We start from the raw sequence: 21,556 nt of genomic DNA, 5'->3' as shown, positions 1-21,556 counted from the left end.
TCACCCCGTCGTCGCGAGTTCGGATCCGACCTTGGAGTAGATCGCCATCGCCGCGTCCCGGCTCAGCCCGTCGACCGGCGTGTCCAGCACGACCTGCCCCGAACGCAGCCCGACGATCCGATGTCCCCAGCTCAACGCGAGGTCGACCTGGTGCAGGCTGCACAGCACGGTGAGCCCGTCCTCCCGAGCGATCTCCGCGATCAGGTTCATCACCTGCGCGGCCGAGTCCGGGTCCAGCGACGCGACCGGTTCGTCGGCGAGCAGGATCTCGGGTTTCTGCAGCAGCGCCCGCGCAACCGCGACGCGCTGCTGCTGGCCACCGGAGAGGGTGCTGGCGCGCTGCAACGCCTGGGCGGTGAGGCCGACCCGCTCCAACTGGTCCATGGCGGCGTGGCGGACCCGCTTCGGGTAGGAGAGCAGACCGAGCCGCGGGCCGCGCAGACCGCCGAGCGCCCCGGTGCACACGTTCTCCAACACCGTCAGCGAGCCGACGAGGTGGAACTGCTGGAACACGAACCCGACGCGGCGGCGCAACGCCCGCAGCGCGGATCCGCGCAGTTCACCGACGTCGTTGCCGAGCACTCGGACGGTGCCGGAAGTGGCGCGCTGCAGCCCGTCCACGTGCCGCAGCAGCGTGGACTTGCCCGATCCGGACAGCCCGAGCAGCACGGTGACCTCACCGGCAGACACGTCGAGCGACACCTCGTCGAGGGCTTGGACGCTGCCGAACGATTTGCTGACCCGGTCGAAGGAGATCACTGGCACTGCTCGTCCCCCCGTCGCGTCGCCGACTTCGCGCCAGGCCGTTGCGGTCGGCGCGATCGCTGTTGTGTTCACAGATCTTCCTTCGCGGACAGCACGAGTTCCGGGAGTTCCCGGACGGATTCGAGGATGTGGGTGGCACCGGCCTCGGCGAGCGCCGCGCGCCCGTGCGCGCCGGTGAGCACCCCGGCGACGATCGACGCCCCGGCGCTGCGACCGGACCGCACGTCGTAGGCGGTGTCGCCGACGGTGGCGATCTCCCGCACGTCGTCGATGCCCAGCCGCAGCAACGCGGTGAGCACCATGTCGGGGTGGGGACGGCCGCGACCGGCCTGCCCCGGGGTCAGGGTGAGGTCGGCCAGCCCGCCCCAGCCCAGCGCATCGAGGATCTGCGTCTGGGTGCGCTCGGCGAAACCGGTCGTCAGGGCGACTTTGACGGCCGCGCCGCGCAGTTGCCGGATGGCCGCCTCGGCGCCGTCGATCTCCCGGCAGTCGCCGTCGGCGACCCGGGCCGCATACGCCTGCTCGAATGCCCGATTCGCTTGCTGCGCAAGGTCTTCGTCACCGCCCAGCAGGTGCCGGAAGACGGTGATCTTCGATTCGCCCATGGTCCGGCGGACGTGGTCGAGCATGCCCGCGACCGCGGATTCGGCGATGCCCACCTCCCCGACCGCCTGGATGAAGGCCTGCTCGACCAGGCCGTCATCGGCCACCGTGGTGCCCGCCATGTCCAGCACTACCAGCCTGATCATGCGCCCAGTTCCTGCCAGGTGTCGGTGGCGATCGCCGGGGAGCCGGTCATGCCGCGTCCGCCGGGACCGGTCACCAGCCAAACGCCGGGCAGCACCTGTTCGCGGTGCACGATCCGCGACTTGTCCTCGGTCTGCGCGTAGACCCCGGCCCAGCGGCGGATGATGCGCGGCAGCGGGCGGCCGAGCAGTTCCTCGGTGCGCTGCTTGAGGTGCTCGTACGGGTCCTCGTGCACGTCGAAGGCGAACGGCTCGGCGTACTCGTGCGTGTCGCCGATGGTCAGTCCATTGTGGATCCGCTGCACCATCAGCAGCTGCATGCCGTTTTCCGCGGCCACTTCCGGCTGCGGTTCGGACGCGTTGAGCTCGTCCAGCGACGCGCCCCGGTAGCCCGGGTAGTAGCGCATGCTGTCGGCGTCGGCCACGGAGGTCGGCAGGGGTTCGTCGAGCGAATCGGTCTGCATCATCTGCAACCGAACCCGCCGCACCAGCAGGTTCGGCCGGAGTTCCCCGACCAGGCCTCCGAGGGCCGCGCCGGGGCAGAGGATCACGAGGTCGGCGCCGTGGCGTTCGCCGGTGTCGTCGCGCACCCAGCCTTCGCCGACGTCCCGCACCTCGCGGCCGGGCAGCCAGGTGTAGCGGCCGGTCCTGGCGAGATGCGCGCGCAGCGCGGGCTGCGCGGTCCTCGGCTCGACGGCGGCGTCCCGCTCGCACCACAGCGCGGCGCGCATCTCGCCGCGCAGCGCCGGGTTCAACGCCCTCGCCTCAGCGGCGTCCAGCAGTTTCGTGCCGCGCTCGGCGGCGTCCGGGCAGGCGACGAAATCTTCGGCGACCCGCACCTCGGCGGGTGTGCGCAGCACGGTCAGCGAGCCGTTGCCCCGAAAACCGAGCGCGGGCACATCAGCGGCGAGGCGCTCCCAGTCGCGGCGAGCGCGCAGCGCGAGTTCGAGGTCCGGGCCGGGCTCCCGGCCGCTCACCCAGATCAGGCCGAAGTTGCGGACCGAAGCGCCGCGAGCCTCCGCTTCTCGTTCCAGATGCACCACGCCGTGACCCCGTTCCAGGGCCCGCAGCGCGTGCATGGTGCCGAGCACACCGCCGCCGACAATCAGAACCCGCACGAGGCACACGTTCGCCGGTTCTCACGAATACCCCGTGCAGGCCGAGCGAACCGCAGATGAACGCCCACCCAAGGACCGGATCAGTTATCTTGCCAAGGCAATTCGTCGAAACGAAGCCGGGAGCAGCCGCACCACGGGCACGCCTGCGGTCGCCTCAGCCGAGCAGACCGCCCCGGATGGTCATCGCGACCGCGACGATCACCAGCCCGAACCCGCCGTAGAGCACGATGTCCACCGCCCGGCTGCGGATCGCCAGCAGGCCCGCCCGCTCCGGCGGGATCACCGCGCGCAACACCGCCGCGATCAGCAGCGCGCCGCCGAGCAGCACCGAACCCTTCCGCCAGTGCTGCATGGCCACCAGCAGCAGCCCCACCAGCCCGACCAGCAGCACCAGGCCGAACGGCACGTGCACCGACAGTCGCGACCTGCCGAAGAACCGATCGCTCATGCCGTTCCTCCCCTGGTTGTGGGCCGAAAACCGGGCGGTTTCACGCGAAACCATCAGCCGACGCCGCGCTCCGCGGCCTCGACGACGTTGCTGAGCAACATCGCACGGGTCATCGGCCCGACCCCGCCGGGGTTCGGCGACAGGAACCCGGCGACCTGCACGACGTCCGGGTGCACATCGCCAGCCAGCCCGGCATCGGTGCGGGTCACACCGACGTCGAGCACCGCCGCACCCGGCTTGACCATGTCCGCCGTGATCAGGTGCGGCTTCCCGGCCGCCGCGATGACGATATCGGCGCGGCTGACCTCGGCGGCGAGATCCTTGGTGCCGGTGTGGCAGAGCGTGACAGTGGCGTTCTCGCTGCGCCGCGTCAGCAGCAGACCGATCGGCCGCCCCACCGTGATTCCGCGGCCGACCACCGCGACCCGCGCGGCGTTCAACGGCACGTCGTGGCGGCGCAGCAGTTCGATGATGCCGCGCGGGGTGCACGGCAGCGGCGCCTGCTCGCCCAGCACCAGCCGACCGAGGCTGATCGGGTGCAGCCCGTCGGCGTCCTTCTCCGGCGCGATGCGCTCCAGCAGCGGCCCGGCATCGAGGTGCGCTGGCAGCGGCAGCTGCACGATGTAAGCGGTGCAGGCCGGGTCGGCGTTGAGCTCGTCGAGCACCGCCTCGACATCAGCCTGGCTGACGTCAGCGGGCAGGTCCCGGCGGATCGAGTTGATGCCGACCTTGGCGCAATCGTTGTGCTTGGCGCGCACGTAGGACTGCGAACCGGGATCGTCGCCCACCAGCACTGTGGCCAATCCGGGTGTGCGTCCCCGCTCGGCGAGCCGGGCGACCCGCGGTCGCAGCTCGTCGAAGATCGCGTCCTTGGTGGCCTTGCCGTCGAGAATCGTCGCGCTCACGGCTGTTCATCGTGGCAGACGATGCGCATCCCGTCCCGCCCGGTCCGGCATAGCGGCCACACCGACCGCCACCAACGTGAGCAGCACACCGAGCACCGTGGACATCGAGACGCCCGCCCCGACCACCGGTGCGAGCAGATCGAGCAGCAGGGCACCGACCAGTTGCCCGGCGATCATGCCCAGGCTCAGCACCAGCACCCCGGTGTAGCGCACCAGCGCCACCGATCCGCCGATCACGAAAATCCCCAGGAAACCGCCGGTGTACAGCCACGCCTCGGCCGGGAGCTGCGGCAGGCCGCGCAGCACGGCCTCGACCGCGAAGGCCAACGCCAGGGCGGCCATCCCGACGCCGAAGTTGAAAAACGCCGCGAAAACCGCCGAATCGGCCGCCTGCCGCATCCGGCCGTTGACCGCCGCCTGCCAGCCGAGCCCCAGCCCGGCCAGCGCGGGCAGCAACACCAGCCAACTCGTCTGCGCGCCGCCCAGCTGCGTGGACACCGCGATCACCACCGCCAGCACGGCCAACCCGGCCCCGAACAACCGGGCCGGGGTCACGTGCTGCGGCGCGGCAGGCCCCAACCCGAGCCGGTCGACGATCAGCCCGCTGGTCACCTGCCCGGCCACCACCGCGACGGTGAACATCGCGACGCCGAGCGCGGTGGCCGCCATTGCCTGGCTGAACACCAGATACCCGCCGCACACCCCACCGAGGCATTGCCACGGCCGCAGCCCACCTGGTTTGCGCAGCTCAGCGCTGAGATTCCGGCAGCCTCGCCGGGCCCGGGGGATCGCGAAGGTGCACCCGAACAGCACGATGAAACCGCCCGCGAACGAGATCACCCCAGCGGCGAGCGCATCGTCCATCCGGGCCCCGAGCGTGCCGTTGATGCGGGCCTGGATGGCGAGCAGCACGCCGATGGCGGCAGCGCCGATCAGGCCGAGGGCGCGCTCGCTGGCCTTCGGTCGGTTACGTCGTCGCTGCGCCCGGGAAACAGTCACGTAATCGCAGTCTGCTTCTTCTCCCGCGGCGCCCGCGATGCCCGAGCAATGTGATCTACGACAAATCCAACGGACACCAAGGCCAGCACCGCCGCCGCGGCGGCTCCCGCGGCCGGGCCGGAGACGTCGAGCATCCAGCCCGTGAGCGGGGAGGCGATGGCCGCGCCGAGCATCCCCGCGCTGGCCACCCAGCCGAACGCCTCGCTGCGCCGATGCGCAGGCGCCACATCCGCCAGCCGCCCGTTGCTGGCGGCCAACGTCGGCGCCACCGCGGAACCGCCGATGAGCAAGATCGCGCCGACCAACCACGGCGAGCCCGGATCAGCGATCGGCGGCAGCGCGGGCACCAGCGCGACCAGACCGAGCGCCGTCAGCGATGCGCGCAGCAGGAGCCGAGGCCGCCCCGTGAAGCCGCCCGACACCAGGCCGCCGATCAGCGAACCGATCGCCCACACCATCGCCAGCAGGCCCGCCAACTCCGGCGTGCCCCGCTCCCGCGCCCAACCGACGAGCAGCAGGTCCACCGAAATCACCCCGCCCACCAGCAGCGTGAAGAACGCGAGCAGCGACACGAAACCCGGCACCCGGAAAAGCGACCCGGACTCGCTGGCGCTGCCCTCCTCCGCACGCGGCGCCTCCCGCAACCCCGCACGCCACAGCGCCCAGGCGAACAGCGCTGCCCCGAAAGTCGCCCACCCGGCACAGCACAACATCGCGACGACCGGGCCCCAGAAGGCCACCGCGAACGCGGCCAGCATCGGCGCCACCACGAACAGCAGCTCCTGCAGCGTCGCCTCCACCGCGAAAGCAGCCTCACGCGCCGGACCACTGGTCAGCCGAGGCCAGATCGCCCGGCACACCTGCATGATCGGCGGATGCGACAGCCCGGTGAGCATCGCCACCGGCAGGATCAGCCACCACAGCGCCGGATCCACCCAGCGCGTCACCGCCACCATCGCCGCCATCCCGAGCCCCGAACCGAGACCGGTCAGCACCAGCAGCTTCGGCGTGGAACTGCGGTCGGCCGCTCGCCCCCGCGACGGTCCGGCGATGGCCTGCCCGCTGGTCACCGTCGCCCCGATGAGGCCGCCGATGGCGTAGGAACCGGTCCAGTCGACCATCAGGAAGACCAACGCCATCGCGAACGCGGGCATGTGCAGGCGACCGAGCAGGCTGAAGGTCATCAGGCTGGACGCATGCGGAACCGCCCCGAGCAGTCGATAGGGACGAAGCACGCCCAGATTCTGTCTTCTGGCACATCCGTACCGCTACTGGTTTTCGCCGACCACCCGCCGCCGCCGACGCGCCGCTGATCCAATCCACCTGGTGGTGTGATGGCCATTCAGCCCGCCAGCGGGCAGGCTTCCGTGACGAGATCACCGCACGGCGTGATGAGGATCTTGAAAGCGAGCACGTGTCCTGGATCAACGGCACTGAACTCACACACATCGCACATGGCCGTGCCCGCGTCGAGTAGCGTCTTGGCGGGGTGGAGTCGGGTTGCCTCGTCGAGAGGGGGAGGATGTCACCCATGTCGCGTCCGACAGCGATCAGTCCGGAAGAGCAGGAGCAGATCGCCCGCAGGATCGGGGTTCTGCTGTTACAGGGCGCTCCCGAGGACTGGCAGGAGATCACGGTGGAGTACCGCGCCACCGGTGAGTACCACGACCTGCTGGGTGAGGTCGCCGCGCAGGACGGCAGTTCCCGCCCCTGGGAGCCGCCGACCGAACTGCAGGACATCTTCGAGCGCCTGCGCGAAGGCATGTACCGGCCCGATGTGGGTACCTGGCTCAGCGCCCTCTACGTCGTGGAGCGGCCATCCAGCTATCGAATCGATATCAACTTCGATTCCGAACCCCACTGGCAGCGCCCGCTGCCCCGCGCCGCGTACGTCGACGAACTGCGCCGCTACCCGCGTGCCGAGGAGAACATCCCGGACTGGATGCGGGAACGCTTCGACGGCACGGCACCCTCCCAGGCGGTCGAGGCCGAGCGCCCGGCAGACCAACTCCCGGCTGTCGAACCCCCGAGCGCCGAACCCGCGGTCGCCGAAACGCCGATCCCGGAGCCGGGGAACGCCGAGTCCGGGATCCCGGACTCGGCCGACGGTTTCCAGGTGGCCAACGTCTTCGACGACTACGACGAGCAGGGACGCCCGGTGGTCGCCGACCGCCAGCCGATCTCGGCCGAGGAGATCGACCCGCTCCGCCAGTACCTGGAGAACGCCCCGGTCGTGCTGTCCGCCCGTGAGGACGAGGAGGACCAGCTCGACCCGGATCGCGCCGCGTCGGTGCCCGGCACCTGGCACACCGACGGCGCCTGGCTGTGGCCGGGCGCGGTCTCCTTCTACCTCACGCAGTACGGCGTGCCACCGGAAACCGAACTCGTCGAGCACATCCGCAGCCGCGGCTTCGAGCTGGTCGAGGTCGACGACGCCACCCGCGATGCGGCCGTCAGCGAACTGCTCGAACAGCCCGCCGAGGACCTCGACGAGCAGCCGCAGGACTTCACCGAACCGGCATATGCCGAGCCGGTCGCCCCGGAACCGATCCCAGAACCGGACGTCGTCGCGCAGCCCGATGCGGTCGACGACGAGCTGGAGCAGGCTGGCGGATCCCGGCACGTGCTCGACGACGTCGACGCACCGGACACCTCGGAAGTGCTGACCCAGCTGCACGATCGGCTCACCGACTACCAGGTGGACAGCGATGCCTACCGGGTGGGCAGCCACAGCGCGGATGCCCACTGCCTGGTCCAGGAAGGGCCGGACTGGATCGTCACCGGTGGCGCCGAAGGTGGCGAGGACGTCCGGTTCGCCCGCGTCGACCACGCGGCCGCATACCTGCTTGGCAGCCTGCTGATGAGCCGGTCGGCACCCGCACCGGTCGCACCCGCACCGGCGCCACCCGCTGCGCTCCCGGCGCCCCCGGCGGCGCCGGAACCTGCGGAGCTGCCGCAGCGGCCCGCGCCGGAACCGGAGCCGAGCGGCGGGAACCCGCTGTTCACCGCCAACCAGGAGCCGACCGCCGCGCCGGAAGCGCCGATCCAGGAAACCGCGCCGCCCGCGGCCAAGCCCGTGGAAGAGCCGACCCGGTTCCAGCCCGCACCACGACTCGACCGGCCCGCGCCGCCACCGGCAGCGCCGCCGTCGCCACCGGTCGGCCAGCCCGCGCAGCCGCCCGTCGGCGGTCCCGCCGTGGGCGGGCCGGGCGCGCCGCCACCGTTGCCGAAGCGCCAGCCGCGCCGCGAAAGCGGAGCGCCGGTGCCGCCGGGCGGGCCCGCGCAGGGGCCGGTCGGTGGCGCGGAGCGGCGGCCGGGGCCCGGTGGGCCGGGCATGGCCGGTCCGCACCGGCAGGGTCCGCCGCCGGGACCGCCGCGTCCGCCGCAGGGCGGCCAGCCCGGTGGTCAACCGGCTGGTCCGCCGCCGGGTGGCCAGCCTGGCGGTCAGCCGCAGGGCGGTTCGCAGATCCAGCCGCTCAGCGGCGAACCGCCGCTGACGCTGTACCGGGAGCGGCGGGTCGTGATGCTGCAGCCGGGCACCGAACTGGACCGCTTCGGCGAGCCGAACGGCAACGTGACGTACGCGATGCGCACGCCGTACAAGCAACGCTCGCTACCGCCGCAGTGGTCGAACCGCGCGTACTCCGCCTACCGCGTGCAGCGGCCGATCCAGGCCCTGCGCGGCACGGCGGTTCCGTGGTTCGAGCAGCCCGGCGGCGGCACGGCGTTCGTGCTGCCCACGACGATCAGCGAACTGCTCGCCGACGGCACCCTGGCCGAACTACCGGCCAACGACCGCCCACCCATGGAGTAACCCAACCCGCACCAAAGGTGAGGGGCGCCCTTGACCAACCAACTTGGCCAAGGGTGCCCCTCACCCCTTTCGTCACCGGATCAGGGCGAGATGAAAGACGATTTCGCGCGAAATCGCCGCCCTCCCCATGAGAACCGGCGCTTTCGCGAAATCGCCAACTCGACCAATGGGCAGACACCACGACTGACCGCAGAACCAGCGCGCTCAAGCAACGGCCAGGTATTGGCAAAACCGCCCCTCCACACCGCTCGCAGCGCGGCGGCACACCCCACCTGCGGGGACCACGACTAAAAGCTCGATGTAGCTCGAAGTGCGGGGTTCCGGAAATCCGGGGCTGCGGGGACCTGGGAGTTGGCCAAGGTCAGTCGACGCGGATGCCGTGGGCTGCGGCGAACGCGAGGGCCGTCATCGTGTCGATTCGGGCTCCCTTGAGGTTCGCGTGGAGCAGCCCGTCGGCGTCCAGCCGGGCGTCCCGCAGATCAGCCTCGTCCAAACGGGTGTTCAGCATTCGGGCCCCGGTGAAGTCGGCCTCGCGCAGATCGCACCGGCGCAGGTCGCAATCGCTGAGATTGGCTTCGCGGAACCGGATTCCGCGCAGGTCCAGCGCGCGCAAGTCCGCCCGCCCCATGCCGACCAGCGTCAGATCCGTCTCGCTCAGCTTCCACGCTCGAAGTCGGCAGTCCACGAAGCTCGACCCCAGCAGGCTGCAACCATCCAAAGTGGACTTGCCGAACACGGTGCGCTCGAACTTGCAGGACCGGAAGGCGGTGGCGACGTGCTGCGATTCGTTGAGATCGGCCCCGACGAACACGCAGTCGGCGAACACGCAGTTGCGGGTGCGCAGGCCGGTCAGGTCAGCATCTGTGAAGTCGCAGTGCTCGAAGGTCCGCCCCTCCCACTCCTGGTCCGGCAGCACCGCATCCTGGAAGTCCTCGCCGACCACGCTCGCCATGCCCCTAGGGTGGCATGCGAGGCCGACACCCGATCGGAGGCACCCATGCATGTGCGACGAGTCGTACCGAACATCCACGCCGACGACCTCGCGACGGCCCGCGACTTCTACGTCGACGTACTCGGCTTCCGGGTCGTGATGGACCTCGGTTGGATCGTCACCGTGAGCGCACCGGACGATCCGCAGCGGCAGATCAGCATCATCAGCGAGGACGCTACGGCACCGGTGCACCCCGACATCTCCGTCGAGGTCGACGACGTCGACGCCGCGTATGAACAGGTCAAGCGGCAAGGCCGGGAGATCGTGCACCCGTTGACCGACGAGCCGTGGGGCGTCCGCCGCTTCTTCTGCCGCGACCCCAGCGGAACCGTGCTCAACATCCTGTCGCACCGCTGAGCATTAATAGCCGTTCCCATCGCCGGGCACGAAAATCCGTGGCGTCCGGCGAATGACTCTGCCAACCTGCCTCGGATGAATCCGACCGTGCTGGCACACGCCGATCTGGACTTCAACGCGCCGCTGTCGGACGCCCGTGCCGAAGAACTGATCGCCGCCCTGGCGCCACTGGCCGCCGCCGAAGTAGTCGATCTCGGCTGCGGCTGGGCGGAACTGCTGCTGCGGCTGCTCGAAGCGGAACCGACCGCCACCGGCATCGGGATCGACAGCACCGCCGAGGAACTGTCACGAAGCCGCCGCAACGCAGCCGCACGAGGCGTCGGTGCGCGCGTACGACTCGTTCAGGACGACATCACGAACCGAACCGAAACCGCGGACATCGTCCTGGCGATCGGCAGCAGCCACGCGTGGGGCGGCACCCGGCAGGCGCTCGAAGCGATTCGGCCCCGGCTGCGGCGCGGTGGTCGGCTGCTGTTCGGCGACGGCTTCAGAGCCGCAGCCCAGCCGCCCAACGACCTCGGCGTGGACATGTCCCTCGCCGAACTGGTCGAACTCACCGAGAAGTGCGGATACCGCATGCTGCGGCTCGCCACGGCCAACACCGACGAGTGGGACAGCTTCGAATCACGCTGGTGCGCGGCCCTGGAGAAGTGGCTGCTGCAGAACCCGACCGCGGCCGAGCACGCCGAAGTGCGCGCCCTCGTCCACGAACACCGCACCCGGTGGTTGCGCGAATACCGGGGTGTCCTCGGCTTCGCCTACCTCGTCCTGACTCCGGACTCGTGAGTTGTCACGGCACGACGACCACGGGCCGGACCGCCTCCACCACCAAAGTGGCGGGCACCGTGCCGAGCAGACCGCCGCGGCGACGGGACCGGCCGACCACGATCAGATCCGCTCGGTACTGCTCGGCGACCTGCTCCAAACCGACCGCCGGATCGCCGCGGTGGTGCACGAAATCCCAGTCGATGTCCACCCACTTCAGGTGCGACACGACTTCCTTCTTCAACTCCTCCACCAAACTCTCCGCGGCCTCACTTGCCACTGCGACGCCCATCGGCGACCAGTAGGCGACGCCGCCCACCGCCTCCACGTAGACCAGCACCAGGCGGGCACGTTCGCGCCGTGCCAGGCCAGCCGCCCACGCAGCTGCGTGGAAGCTCGCCGGGCTGCCGTCCATGCCCACGACGATGCCGCCCAGCCCGTCCTTGCCGATCTCGAATTCCCGCTCGGTCTTGTCGCCTTCGGCCACGCGGAGATGGTAGTGGGCGCGTGCCGGGCCGTTGGAAGCATGCGACACACTCGAAACGTGAACGGCGCGCAAACCCTCTCCGACCTCGAACGTCGCGCACTCGACGCGGTGGATGTGCACGGGATCCTGGACGACCTGCGGGAACTCGTCGCGATCCCCAGCGTCGGCGGCACCACCGGCGAACACGACGCCCAGCAGTGGTGCGCCGACAGGCTGGCCGCACTCGGCCACCAGGTGGACCACTGGCGCATCGACGTACGAGAGCTCGCCGAGCTCGACGACTTCCCCGGTCAGGAAGCCGATCGCGACACCGCCTACGGCTGCGTCGGGGTACGCGGCGACGGCTCGGAGCCCGCATTGGTGTTCTGCGGGCACACCGACGTCGTGCCGCCCGGCGATCTCGACCGCTGGCCGAACCGCGACCCGTACGCGTTGCGCGTCGAAAGCGGGGTTGCCGCCGGGCGCGGCACCTGCGACATGAAGGGCGGCTTGGCGGCCGTGTTCGGGGCGCTGCAAGCGCTCCGCACGGCCGGGATCGGGCTCGGCCGACCGGTGGCGGTGCACACCGTGGTCGGCGAGGAGGACGGCGGGCTCGGCGCGTTCGCAACGCTGCGGCGCGGACATCGCGGTGCCGCCTGCGTCCTGGCCGAACCCAGCTCGGCGACGATCGTGGCCGCCAACGGTGGATCGCTCACCTTCCGAATCGAAATACCAGGTCAGGGAACCCATGGCTCAACCCGCTACCGGGGCGTGAGCGCACTGGACAAGCTCGCCGAACTGTTGCCGGTGTTGCGCGAGTTGGAGGCCCGCCGCAACGCCGACCCCGATCCGCTCGTCGCTCACCTGGAAGTGCCGTATCCGCTGTCGGTCGGCATGGCGAGGGTCGGCGACTGGGCCAGCACGGTGCCCGACCTCGCGATCGCCGAAGGTCGCTACGGGGTCCGGCTCGGCGAATCGATCGCCGACGCCAAGGCCGAATTCACCACCGCCATCGCTCAGGCCTGCGCCGCGGATCCGTGGCTTTCGCGACACCCGGTGCGGGTCAGCTGGCCCGGCGGGATGTTCGCCAGCGGACGGCTGCCCGAGGGGCACCCGCTGCTCGACGAAACCCGCGACGCCGTCACTTCGGCCGGAGCCGCGCAGCTCCCGGTGGTTGGCGCCCCCTACGGCACTGACCTGCGGCTTTACGCGGCCGCCGGGATCCCGACGTTGCAGTACGGACCGGGCGATGTCCGCTACGCCCACGCGCACGACGAGCACGTTCCGGTCGCCGACCTGGAGCGGGCGGCCCGCACCTACGCCCTGCTGGCCATCCGCCGCTGCGGCACCGCTTGACCGCTCCACAGGCGCGGAAATCCCAACACTGCACCCAACACCAAACCGCTGCTGCACCGCTGGGTTGCGACTACGCCGCGCACCGGCGGAGGCGAAGTCGCAGTTCGTTCACCAAGGCGACGGCGCCGTTCTCGCGAAGTCACGCCACCCCGTGGTCAGCGGGCGGTGATCGTGACCGGTCGGGTTCCGAAGTCGGAATGGGTGGCCGTGAGGATGATCGAGCCCGGTTCGCGGGTTCGCAACCAGACGGCACCGACGCCGCCGCTGTCGCCGAGGTTGAGCGGGTTGTCGCCGACCAGCACCCCCGGACCAGCCACCGACCACGACACCGTTCCACCCGCGAACCCACGCCGGTTGCCGTAGCGATCAACGACGGCGGCAACGACGCGCGTCGCATCGGCCCCGTTCGCGGTCAATTCGGTGTCGTCAGCGACCACCGCCAGCCGGTCGAGCGTGCGATCCGACGAGAACGACCGGGAAAGCACGACCACCCCACCGATCCGCCCCTCGATCCGCAGATCCCCGGCGACTTCCGGTAGCTCGACGACGAACGGCGGATACCGCAGGTGCGGAAAGCGCCTCCGCTGTACCGCGGGCGGTGCGACCGGGCGGCCATCGACGAACACCGCCAAGCTCTCGCAATTCGACCAGATCTCCGCGGTGCCCGGCACCGTGTCCGCGCCCCAGTAGAACGCGGGCTCGATCACCACGCGCCGCGCCGGGTCCACCTGGGCGCGGTAGAAACCGGCCCCCAGTTTGGGTTCCCGGAACAGGTCGAACACCCCCGGCCACTTGACCCCGTGGCTGGCGTTGCCGTGCCCGGACGGGTAGTCGAACGCGCACCAGCCGAGCAGACCGCAGTAACGCGGATCGGACATCGCCTTGTCGTGCACCGCCGCGTGCAGCAGCGCCTGCCGGGCCTGCACCTGGACGCTGTCCGTGCGGCGGAACGCGCGCGGCCCGACCAACACGCCCACAGCCTCGCTGACCAGGTACGGAAGGTCGGTGCGCGGCTCCCGGAGAGACGGCAGCTCGCGGCCGCGCGGTGCCAGGTAGTCGTTGAAGGCGAAGACGTCCTGCACCAGTGCGGTGGTGACGAACGGGTCCCGGTACTCGGTCGGGATGACCGGGCCGTTGCCCACGATGGAACTGTTCACCGCGCCGGTCGTGGCACGCGTCCCATCCAGCCGATCGGCGATCGCACGAGTCTGCGAATACAGCTGCACGTCGTCCTCGGTCTCGTTGAGGCGGGTTCCCCAGACGATGATCGACGGATGGTTGCGGTCCCGCCGCACCATGCGCTCGACATTGCTCAGCGCCCGGGCGCGCCAGTCCGCGTCACCGATGTAGTCCCAACCCGGTGCCTCCTCCCACACCAACAACCCCAACTCGTCGCACGCGTCCAGGAAGGCCTCGGACTGCGGGTAGTGCGAACAGCGCACCAGCACGCAGTTCAGGTCGTCCTTGAGGATCTCGGCGTCCCGTCGATGCACCCGATCCGGCATGGCAGCCCCGGCGTACGGGTACCACTCGTGCCGGTTCAGACCGAACAGCTGCACACGCCGCCCGTTCAGGTAGCAGCCGTCCAACTCGAATCGAGCGTCCCGGAAGCCGATCCTGGTGCGCGTCTCGTCGCCCCGCCGACCATCGGCGACGACCGAAACCCGGACTTCGTACAGGTTCGGCGCATCGACATCCCACAGCCGGATCTCCCCGAGATCTCGCAAGGTGAGCGCGAACGGCGAACGGCCCGCACCGTCCACGGTGAGCTGTGTTGCCGCCTCCGCCACCACCCGGGCACCGTCCACGAGCTCAGCGGTAACCGAGACCGGCCCCATCGCCTCCCGCGCATCGAGCTGTCCGGAGATCTCCACTCGCGCAGCGCTGGACGACCGCAGCACGTCCATCGGCGCCGCGTGCACGTCGGCGATGAACAGCGACGGACGACGGCGGATCCGCACCTGCCGGGGAATCCCACCGGGTTGGTAGAAATCGATCGACCGCGGCCGCCACGGCCGGGGCCGATCCGGTGGGACGTTGATGCCCCACCGGGAGTCCACGACCACGGCCAGCACGTTGTCGTCCCGAACCAGTGCATCGGTGATCTCGAAGTCGAACGGCAGATAGCCACCGATCTGCCGCCCGATCGATCGACCGTTGACGAACACCTCCGCAGTCGACAGCACCCCGTCGAAGGCCAACACGACACGCTCCCGCAGCCTCGCCGGAGCCACGTGACACCGGTACACCCACACCCGTTCCCACGACTGCGGATCCCACTTCCACCAGGACAACTCGGCGACGCAGTGCGGGAAGACGACCGGCGTCAGGCCCACCTCGTCGTAGCCGATGTCGGTGCACCCCGGCCGGTACTCGCCGAACAACCAGCCGGTCTGCGCCTCGCGGGGCGCTGAGCAGCCAGCAAGCACCGGGCCGGAGACGGCAAGCCCACCGATCCCCAGCAGGAACGCACGACGGGAAGCGGTCGCGCGTGATTCCGGACCGACCCTGTCCACCGACATCACGCTAACTCTCGCCCGGTCCAACGCGCAGCGTGCTGGCTGGCCGGGTTCGGTGCGCCCGATAACCCGTAGCGCTGCCGGTTACGAGCATTGGGCCGGTTGCGAGCGTTGGCCAGCTGCGCCGCTCCAAACAAGAACAAGGACAGCCGTTCAGTCGGAAGCCGCCGAGCGCTCCGATACGTGCTCCGCAGCATGCGATCGCCACCGGGCAGGCCCGGACACGGCATGCCGGCACGCACGTCGTGTCCGGGCGCTTGGCGTCCCCAATGCCTGCGTGGGCAGTTCGACAACACCCTGGGAGGGAGGAGTGTTCTTGCACTGCCGGTCAGGCGGGGGCGACGCCAAGTTCGGTGATCGCATCGCGCACGAGACGCGAGGCTGCGCCCAGCTAGTGGAAGTCACGGGAGGTTGAGGGGATGCGCACATCCAGCTTCTGCAGCCGGTCCGCTCTGAGGTTGATCACCCCCTCTGCTCGTTCCACGATTCCGCGGACCAGCAACGCTGCGCTGTTCCGCCCGACTTTTCGGTAGCGCGCCCACAAGCCCGGTGAACACATGATGTTGACCATGCCGGTCTCGTCCTCCAGATTCAGGAACGTGATCCCGCCCGCGGTGGCCGGTCGCTGCCGATGCGTCACCGCACCGCCCACCAGCACCCGAGCACCGTGCTCCACTTCGGACAGACGCGACGCCGGAAGAGCACCCAGTTCGTCCAACCTGGATCGCACGAACTGCAACGGGAAACTGTCCGGTGATACCCCGGTGGCCCACACGTCCGCAGCGGCCATCTCCACGCCGTCCATCCCGGGCAATACCGGGGCGGGGGCCGACGCGGTGGTGCCCGGTAACCGATCCGGCCGGTCACCGGCAGCGGCGGCGGCGTTCCACAACGCCTCCCGCCGGGACAGGTCGAAGCAGCCGAACGCGCCAGCCGTTGCCAACGCCTCCATCTGCGCAGCGTTCAGCCGAGCTCGGCGCGCCACATCGGCCATGTCGACGTACGGACCGTTTTCCGCGCGTTCCGAGACCAACCGGTCGGCAACGCTGTCACCGAGTTTGCGCACGGAAGCCAGCCCCAAACGCACCGCCTGCCCGCCCTTGCTGTCGGCATCCAGCTCCAGATCGGCTTGGGCTCGGCTCGCGTTGACATCCGGTCCGCGCACCCGCACTCCGTGCCGCCGGGCGTCCGCGACCAGCGACTGCGGCGAATAGAAACCCATCGGTTGGGCCTTCAGCAGCGCCGCGCAGAACACCGCCGGGTAGTAGTGCTTGAACCAGGCGCTGGCGAACACCAGTTGCGCGAAGCTCAGGGCGTGGCTTTCCGGGAATCCGTAGTTCGCGAAGGCCAGCATCCGCAGGTAGATCCGTTCCGCCAGCTCCCCGGTGATGTCCTTGGCCGCCATTCCCTCGAACAGCCGTCCGCGAAGCCGCTGCATCCGCTCCGCGGAGCGCTTGGCCCCCATCGCCCGCCGCAGCTGGTCGGCCTCGGCCGGGGAGAACCCCGCGACATCGACCGCCAACTGCATCAGCTGCTCCTGGAACAGCGGAACACCGAGGGTCTTCGCCAACGCACCGGCCATCGCCGGGTGCTCGAAGTCCCACTCCTCCAGCCCGTTGCGGCGTCGGATGTACGGGTGCACCGAGCCACCCTGGATCGGGCCCGGCCGGATCAGCGCCACCTCCACCACGAGGTCGTAGAACTTCCGCGGCTTCAACCTCGGCAGCGTGGCCAGTTGCGCGCGGCTCTCCACCTGGAACACCCCGACCGCATCGGCCCGCCGCAGCATTTCGTACACCGCGTCGTCGGTCAGGTCGAGCTCGCCGATGTCGACCTCGATCCCATGGTGCTCACGAGCCATGTCAATCGCGTAGTGCAACGCCGAGAGCATGCCGAGGCCCAACAGGTCGAACTTGACCAGTCCGGCCACCGCGCAGTCGTCCTTGTCCCACTGCAGGACCGTGCGACCGGGCATCCTCGCCCACTCCACCGGGCAGACCTCGCTGACCGGCTGGTGGCAGATCACCATCCCGCCGGAGTGGATGCCCAGGTGCCGTGGAAACCCCATCAACTCGTCGGCCAGTTCCCGCACCGGCTCGGGGATCTCGGAGTCCTCGGGCAGCGGCCCCCAGTGCTCGATCTCCTTGCTCCAGGCGTCCTGCTGACCGGGTGAGTAGCCGAGGGCCCGCGCGACGTCGCGCACCGCTGATCGCGGCCGGTAGCTGATCACGTTCGCGACCTGCGCGGCATGCATGCGGCCGTACTTGCGGTAGACGTACTGGATCACCTCCTCGCGGCGGTCCGACTCGATGTCCAGGTCGATGTCGGGTGGCCCGTCCCGCTCCGGCGCCAGGAACCTCTCGAAGAGCAGCTCGTAGCGCACCGGATCGGCGTTGGTGATCCGCAGCGCGAAGCACACCGCCGAATTCGCCGCCGAACCCCGGCCCTGGCACAGGATCCGGTGCTTGCGGCAGAACTCCACGATGTCGAACACCACCAGGAAGTAGCCGGGGAACTCCTGGTGCTCGATCACCGCCAGCTCGTGCTCGATCTGCTGGTAGGCCGCCGGGTTCTGCTGCGGCAGGCCGTACCGCTCAAGCGCGCCCTGGTAGGTCTTCTCGCGCAACCAACTCGCCTCGGTGCGCCCCTGCGGCACGTCGAACGGGGGCAGCTTCGGCGCGACCAGTCGCAGGTCGAAGGCGAACTCCCGGCCGAGTTCGGCGGCCCGCTGCACGGCCCCCGGGTAGCGGGCGAACATCTCGGCCAGCTCCGCGCCGGAGCGGAGGTAGTTGCCCGCCCAGGCGGGCAGCCAGCCGTCCATGTCGTCCAGGCTGCGGCGCGCCCGGATCGCCGCCACCGTCGCGGCCAACCGAGCGCGTTCCGGTCGGGCGAGGTGCGCACCGGTGGTGACCACTGTGGACAGTCCGGCACGGTCGGCGAGCTCGGCCAGGACGTCGTTGCGCGCCGAATCGGCAGGCAACCCGTGGTCGGTCAACTCCACCGTGACGTGGTCCTGACCGAACAGCGCGATCAGCCGGTCCAGCTCCGCGGCGGCTGCCGCCGGACCGCGCTCCGCGAGCGCCATCGGCACAGCGCCCTTGCGGCACCCGGTGAGCACCTGCCAGTGCCCGCCCGCTGCCCCGGCGAGCTTCTCCAGGTCGTACACCGGGCGGCCCTTTTCCCCGCCCTCCAACTGGGCCTCGCTGATCGCCCGGCACAACCTCGCGTAACCGGCCGGATCGCGGGCCAGCACCAGCAGGTGGCGACCTTCGGGGTCCGCGATCCCGTTCTGCGGCGCCGAAAGCCCCAGGCTCAGCTCGGCGCCGAACACGGTGCGCATCCCGTGCTCGGCCGCTGCCTCGGCGAAGCGCACCACCCCGTACAGCCCGTCGTGGTCGGTGAGCGCGATCGCCTCCAAGCCGAGCCGCGCCGCCTCCGCCACCAGCTCCTCGGGGTGGCTCGCACCGTCGAGGAAGCTGAAGTTGGAGTGCGCATGCAGTTCCGCGTAGGGCACCGCCGGAGTCGCGGGGACGATATCCGCCTGGTACTTGCCGCGCCGCCGAGTCCACGCTGGACTGTCGTTCCCGTCGCCGGGATGTCGTTCATCGCGGCGACCGCGCACATCGGTCGAAGGGGGTCGACCGGAGAGCGCTTTCTCCAGGTCCGACCAGGTCTGGGGAGGGTTGAACCAACTCATGAAACCAGTGAACTCCTGTTCGAATCACCGTCGCCACCGAATAACCGGCACTCCACTCGAACGAGTGTTCGTCACTATCGATAGGCGCCCTGCACCCACCACCGAGCCGCTTCGTGCACCAGCAACAGCGCCACCTCGCCCGCATCGAGGTCGGCCGCACCGGGCCCCGAATCCGCTTCGAGCACGACCTGGATCCGCACCACCTGCCGCGGCGGCACCTGCGCGGCCGGAGCCGTCTGCCCGGCACCGGCCGCCAGCAGTTCCACCCACCAGCGCTCGGCCACCGGCCACGGCCCGGCCCACCTGGACACCGCTCGCGACCGCCCGCCCGACACCTCGACGCGGCTCGGCGCGGCGGTGAGCCGATGCCGGTCGGTCACGCCCACCGGTCGCCCTTCGGCGTCGAGCACCACCGCGGGCCACGGCGAATCCGGCACCACCGATGGCGACGGCGACGGGATCCGCCCCGGCCACGGCCGGTCGGTGAGCAGCGCTGGACGCCGTTCGTCGCCCCACGGCACGAACCGCACCTGATCGCGCGGATCCCGGCCGCCGCCGAGCACCCCGGTCAGGACTCCCTCCGGCCCGAGCATTCCCTGCACCCGCGCGAACGCACGCCCAGCACGGGCATCGGCTTCTCCGGTCGCGGCACTGAGCAGGTCGAGCTGCAGCCCGCCCGCCCCGACGACCTCTTCCGGCCGCAGGCTCAGCACGCTCACCCCGGCCGTCGGGCGCTGCGACCCGCTGCGGCCGTTCAACCACCCGTCGAGCTGCCAGCGCACCCGATCCGCGGTGGCCACCGGCGTCAACGGCGCCGCGCACCGCCACACCCGGTGCAACTCCTCGCCGTGCTCGGTGCGGGCCGAGATCCCCAGCCTGGTGCACGCCAGCCCGAGGTCGCCCAGCCTGGCGTGCAGTTGATCAGCCAGGATCTTGGCCACGAACGCGGCCCGGTCCACCCGATCCACCGGTGGGTCGAGATTCTCGACCACCACCAAGTCCGGTGGCGGCTGCCGCCGCTGGACCGGTCGTTCTTCCCGGCCGCCGGCCGCGCGGTGCGCCAGCAGCGCGGCCCGCCCGAACCTGGTCGCGACATCCGACGCGGACAGCGCGGCGAACTCGCCCAGCGTGCGAATCCCCAGCCGCCGCAGCAGATCCACCAGCTCCGCCTGATCAGCGGCACGCTGCTCGGTGAGCTGGTCGGCCAACTGGTCGATCTCCTCGATCAGCAGCGGAGCGAGAAAATCCCGGCTGCGCCCCGGCGCGACGAGCTTGCCGCGCCGAGCGGCCAGGACCGCCGCGAACAGCCCGTCCGCGATGCCGATCTGGCACTCGACGCCAACCTGCGCATCGATCTGATCCACCAGGCGCTCGGCCACGGCCTCCTCGGAACCGAAGTAGCGGGCGGGCCCCCGAGCCGGAACGGACACCAGGCCGGGGCGCACGATCTCCACCCCCGGGATCAGTTCTTCGACCGCCGTCACGACCGGTTCGAACAGCCGCGCGTCCCGGGCCGGATCGTGTTCGCAGACCACCAGTTCCGGACAACGACCCTGCGCCTCGCGACGCCGCATGCCACGGCGCACCCCGCTGTCACGCGCCGTTGTCGAGCAGGCCACCACCCGGTTCGCCGCGAACACCGCGGCAGGCACCAGCGGCCCGAGGTCGGCAACGCGGACGGCGGCGACCACCGGCCAGTCCGGGCACCAGACGACAAGTCGACGAGGCGGCAGCGTGCTCATCGCGCTCACCCCGCCACCGGGCGCAGCTGGGGCCGGGCGGACTCGCCCGGCTCGTCCACCGGAATCCCGATCGCACCGTCACGCGTGGGGAGCAGCAGTCGGCACGAACGCGGCCGGGACGCCGCACCGCGCCCGCCCGCACGCACTGTGACGGCCCGTTCCCGCAGGTGGCCATGGCCCTGCCCAAGACCTCGCCAACTGGCATCGACGCAGCGCAGTTGTACCTCGGCCCCCGACCACGGACCGAACGGCAGCAGCACCGAACCCCGATTGCGCGCCCGCGCGGAGAGCCGCCGGGCATCCGAGTCGGCCACCCGTCCGGTGCCACCGACCGCCACCAGGTCCACCCCGTCGAGCAGCGCGGCGATCACGCCCACCGGATCGCCGCCCGGCCGCGGAACCAGCGCGAGCCTGGCGAGCTCCACCCCTGCTTCGGCTGCCGCGACCAGGCTGAGGCCGGACAGTCCCACCACGACCGCCCACGACCCGTTCGCCGTCGCCTCGGACAACAGCGCGAACAGCAGCGAGACCGATCCGTGCACCGCCACCGTGCTGCCACGGCGCAGGCCTGGCCATGGCAGCACGGCGGCGAGTTCTGTCCGCGTGGGCAGCACCCGGCCCGCCCCGGGAACGCCGCCCGCCTCGACGACCGGCGCACCCACGGACACCCCGTCAACCGTGGACGCGCCAAGCGCCGTCAAGGACGCCGTCGCGGACATCGCTGCCTCCCCACATCGTGACCGCATGGGTGCCCGACCCCGGTGCGGGCACCCATTCAGCCGCTGTGGGGAAGACAGCGGAGGAGCCAGCGCTGCGCCTGCACCCGAACACAGCGCCAGCTCCATCGGTAGTGGGCCGACCCCGACAC

The 21,556-nt window shown here is 70.5% G+C and carries 17 protein-coding genes; 4 read left to right on the top strand and 13 right to left on the bottom strand.

All coding sequences use genetic code 11. The features are described 5' to 3' along the window. The 7 genes from phnC to ACTWQN_RS06225 all read right to left on the bottom strand — a co-directional run bounded on the left by phnC (position 1) and on the right by ACTWQN_RS06225 (position 6,216). Positions 1-837 carry a phosphonate ABC transporter ATP-binding protein gene (gene phnC / locus ACTWQN_RS06255; protein ID WP_443202349.1) on the bottom strand — a complete coding sequence of 279 codons (837 nt, stop codon included), beginning with the start codon at positions 835-837 and terminating at the stop codon, positions 1-3. Continuing rightward, positions 834-1,514, bottom strand: coding sequence for a phosphonatase-like hydrolase (locus tag ACTWQN_RS06250; protein WP_443202348.1), 681 nt, complete (start codon positions 1,512-1,514; stop codon positions 834-836). The genes phnC and ACTWQN_RS06250 overlap by 4 nt, the downstream gene beginning before the upstream one ends. Then, complete coding sequence (locus ACTWQN_RS06245) at positions 1,511-2,629, bottom strand: TIGR03364 family FAD-dependent oxidoreductase (RefSeq protein ID WP_443202347.1); 1,119 nt, start codon at positions 2,627-2,629, stop codon at positions 1,511-1,513. Before ACTWQN_RS06245 ends, ACTWQN_RS06250 begins: the two co-directional genes overlap by 4 nt. 154 nt (positions 2,630-2,783) lie before the next feature. Next, positions 2,784-3,077: a DUF3017 domain-containing protein gene (locus tag ACTWQN_RS06240; RefSeq protein WP_443202346.1), complete on the bottom strand. Its 294-nt coding sequence runs from the start codon at positions 3,075-3,077 to the stop codon at positions 2,784-2,786. Positions 3,078-3,130: 53 nt separating this feature from the next. Then, positions 3,131-3,982, bottom strand: coding sequence for a bifunctional methylenetetrahydrofolate dehydrogenase/methenyltetrahydrofolate cyclohydrolase (locus ACTWQN_RS06235; protein WP_443202345.1), 852 nt, complete (start codon positions 3,980-3,982; stop codon positions 3,131-3,133). Between the two features lie 6 nt (positions 3,983-3,988). After that, positions 3,989-4,981, bottom strand: a complete 993-nt coding sequence (locus ACTWQN_RS06230; protein WP_443202344.1) for a DMT family transporter — start codon at positions 4,979-4,981, stop codon at positions 3,989-3,991. Beyond that, positions 4,978-6,216, bottom strand: coding sequence for an MFS transporter (locus ACTWQN_RS06225; protein WP_443202343.1), 1,239 nt, complete (start codon positions 6,214-6,216; stop codon positions 4,978-4,980). Before ACTWQN_RS06225 ends, ACTWQN_RS06230 begins: the two co-directional genes overlap by 4 nt. A gap of 296 nt (positions 6,217-6,512) precedes the next feature. Between ACTWQN_RS06225 and ACTWQN_RS06220 the strand changes: the two genes are divergently transcribed. Then, a complete protein-coding gene (locus ACTWQN_RS06220; RefSeq protein ID WP_443202342.1) occupies positions 6,513-8,795 on the top strand; it encodes a TNT domain-containing protein in 2,283 nt (760 codons plus the stop codon). Between the two features lie 361 nt (positions 8,796-9,156). Here the strand turns inward: ACTWQN_RS06220 and ACTWQN_RS06215 are convergent, their stop codons facing one another. Continuing rightward, a complete protein-coding gene (locus ACTWQN_RS06215; RefSeq protein ID WP_443202341.1) occupies positions 9,157-9,747 on the bottom strand; it encodes a pentapeptide repeat-containing protein in 591 nt (196 codons plus the stop codon). 45 nt (positions 9,748-9,792) lie between these two features. Here ACTWQN_RS06215 and ACTWQN_RS06210 point away from each other — a divergent pair, with 45 nt between their 5' ends. Together ACTWQN_RS06210 and ACTWQN_RS06205 are read left to right on the top strand one after the other, a co-directional pair. Next, positions 9,793-10,143, top strand: a complete 351-nt coding sequence (locus ACTWQN_RS06210; protein WP_443202340.1) for a VOC family protein — start codon at positions 9,793-9,795, stop codon at positions 10,141-10,143. 75 nt (positions 10,144-10,218) lie between these two features. Next, positions 10,219-10,929, top strand: a complete 711-nt coding sequence (locus ACTWQN_RS06205) for a methyltransferase (RefSeq protein ID WP_443202339.1) — start codon at positions 10,219-10,221, stop codon at positions 10,927-10,929. 4 nt (positions 10,930-10,933) lie between these two features. Here ACTWQN_RS06205 and ACTWQN_RS06200 read toward each other — a convergent pair whose 3' ends face one another. Beyond that, the gene (locus ACTWQN_RS06200) at positions 10,934-11,395 is read right to left on the bottom strand and encodes a universal stress protein (RefSeq protein WP_029536194.1); all 462 of its coding nucleotides are present in this window, start codon (positions 11,393-11,395) and stop codon (positions 10,934-10,936) included. 57 nt (positions 11,396-11,452) lie between these two features. Here ACTWQN_RS06200 and ACTWQN_RS06195 point away from each other — a divergent pair, with 57 nt between their 5' ends. Next, the gene (locus ACTWQN_RS06195; RefSeq protein WP_443202338.1) at positions 11,453-12,730 is read left to right on the top strand and encodes an ArgE/DapE family deacylase; all 1,278 of its coding nucleotides are present in this window, start codon (positions 11,453-11,455) and stop codon (positions 12,728-12,730) included. 155 nt (positions 12,731-12,885) lie between these two features. Here the strand turns inward: ACTWQN_RS06195 and ACTWQN_RS06190 are convergent, their stop codons facing one another. From ACTWQN_RS06190 to imuA', 4 genes are all read right to left on the bottom strand, one after another. Then, positions 12,886-15,246 carry a glycoside hydrolase family 2 protein gene (locus ACTWQN_RS06190; RefSeq protein ID WP_443202337.1) on the bottom strand — a complete coding sequence of 787 codons (2,361 nt, stop codon included), beginning with the start codon at positions 15,244-15,246 and terminating at the stop codon, positions 12,886-12,888. 394 nt (positions 15,247-15,640) lie between these two features. Continuing rightward, positions 15,641-18,946 (bottom strand): error-prone DNA polymerase, encoded by a 3,306-nt coding sequence (locus ACTWQN_RS06185; protein WP_443202336.1) that lies wholly within the window; start codon positions 18,944-18,946, stop codon positions 15,641-15,643. Positions 18,947-19,020: 74 nt separating this feature from the next. Further along, complete coding sequence (locus tag ACTWQN_RS06180) at positions 19,021-20,688, bottom strand: DNA polymerase Y family protein (RefSeq protein WP_443202335.1); 1,668 nt, start codon at positions 20,686-20,688, stop codon at positions 19,021-19,023. A 5-nt stretch (positions 20,689-20,693) separates the two neighbouring features. After that, positions 20,694-21,407, bottom strand: coding sequence for a DnaE2-dependent mutagenesis accessory factor ImuA' (gene imuA', locus ACTWQN_RS06175; RefSeq protein ID WP_443202334.1), 714 nt, complete (start codon positions 21,405-21,407; stop codon positions 20,694-20,696). Between the last annotated feature and the right edge of the window lie 149 nt (positions 21,408-21,556).

This window comes from Saccharopolyspora antiqui, assembly GCF_052246905.1.
Classification (GTDB): domain Bacteria; phylum Actinomycetota; class Actinomycetes; order Mycobacteriales; family Pseudonocardiaceae; genus Saccharopolyspora.
Note: the sequence above shows the minus strand (reverse complement) of the source record. Positions and strands in the feature narration are given on the sequence as shown.

Excerpts from the sequence above, each read along its gene's own strand:
- ACTWQN_RS06250 (WP_443202348.1), bottom strand. The coding sequence starts at position 1,514 with ATGATCAGGCTGGTAGTGCTGGACATGGCGGGCACCACGGTGGCCGAT.
- ACTWQN_RS06240 (WP_443202346.1), bottom strand. The coding sequence starts at position 3,077 with ATGAGCGATCGGTTCTTCGGCAGGTCGCGACTGTCGGTGCACGTGCCG.
- ACTWQN_RS06220 (WP_443202342.1), top strand. The coding sequence starts at position 6,513 with ATGTCGCGTCCGACAGCGATCAGTCCGGAAGAGCAGGAGCAGATCGCC.
- ACTWQN_RS06215 (WP_443202341.1), bottom strand. The coding sequence starts at position 9,747 with ATGGCGAGCGTGGTCGGCGAGGACTTCCAGGATGCGGTGCTGCCGGAC.
- ACTWQN_RS06210 (WP_443202340.1), top strand. The coding sequence starts at position 9,793 with ATGCATGTGCGACGAGTCGTACCGAACATCCACGCCGACGACCTCGCG.
- ACTWQN_RS06205 (WP_443202339.1), top strand. The coding sequence starts at position 10,219 with ATGAATCCGACCGTGCTGGCACACGCCGATCTGGACTTCAACGCGCCG.
- ACTWQN_RS06185 (WP_443202336.1), bottom strand. The coding sequence starts at position 18,946 with ATGAGTTGGTTCAACCCTCCCCAGACCTGGTCGGACCTGGAGAAAGCG.
- ACTWQN_RS06180 (WP_443202335.1), bottom strand. The coding sequence starts at position 20,688 with ATGAGCACGCTGCCGCCTCGTCGACTTGTCGTCTGGTGCCCGGACTGG.
- imuA' (WP_443202334.1), bottom strand. The coding sequence starts at position 21,407 with ATGTCCGCGACGGCGTCCTTGACGGCGCTTGGCGCGTCCACGGTTGAC.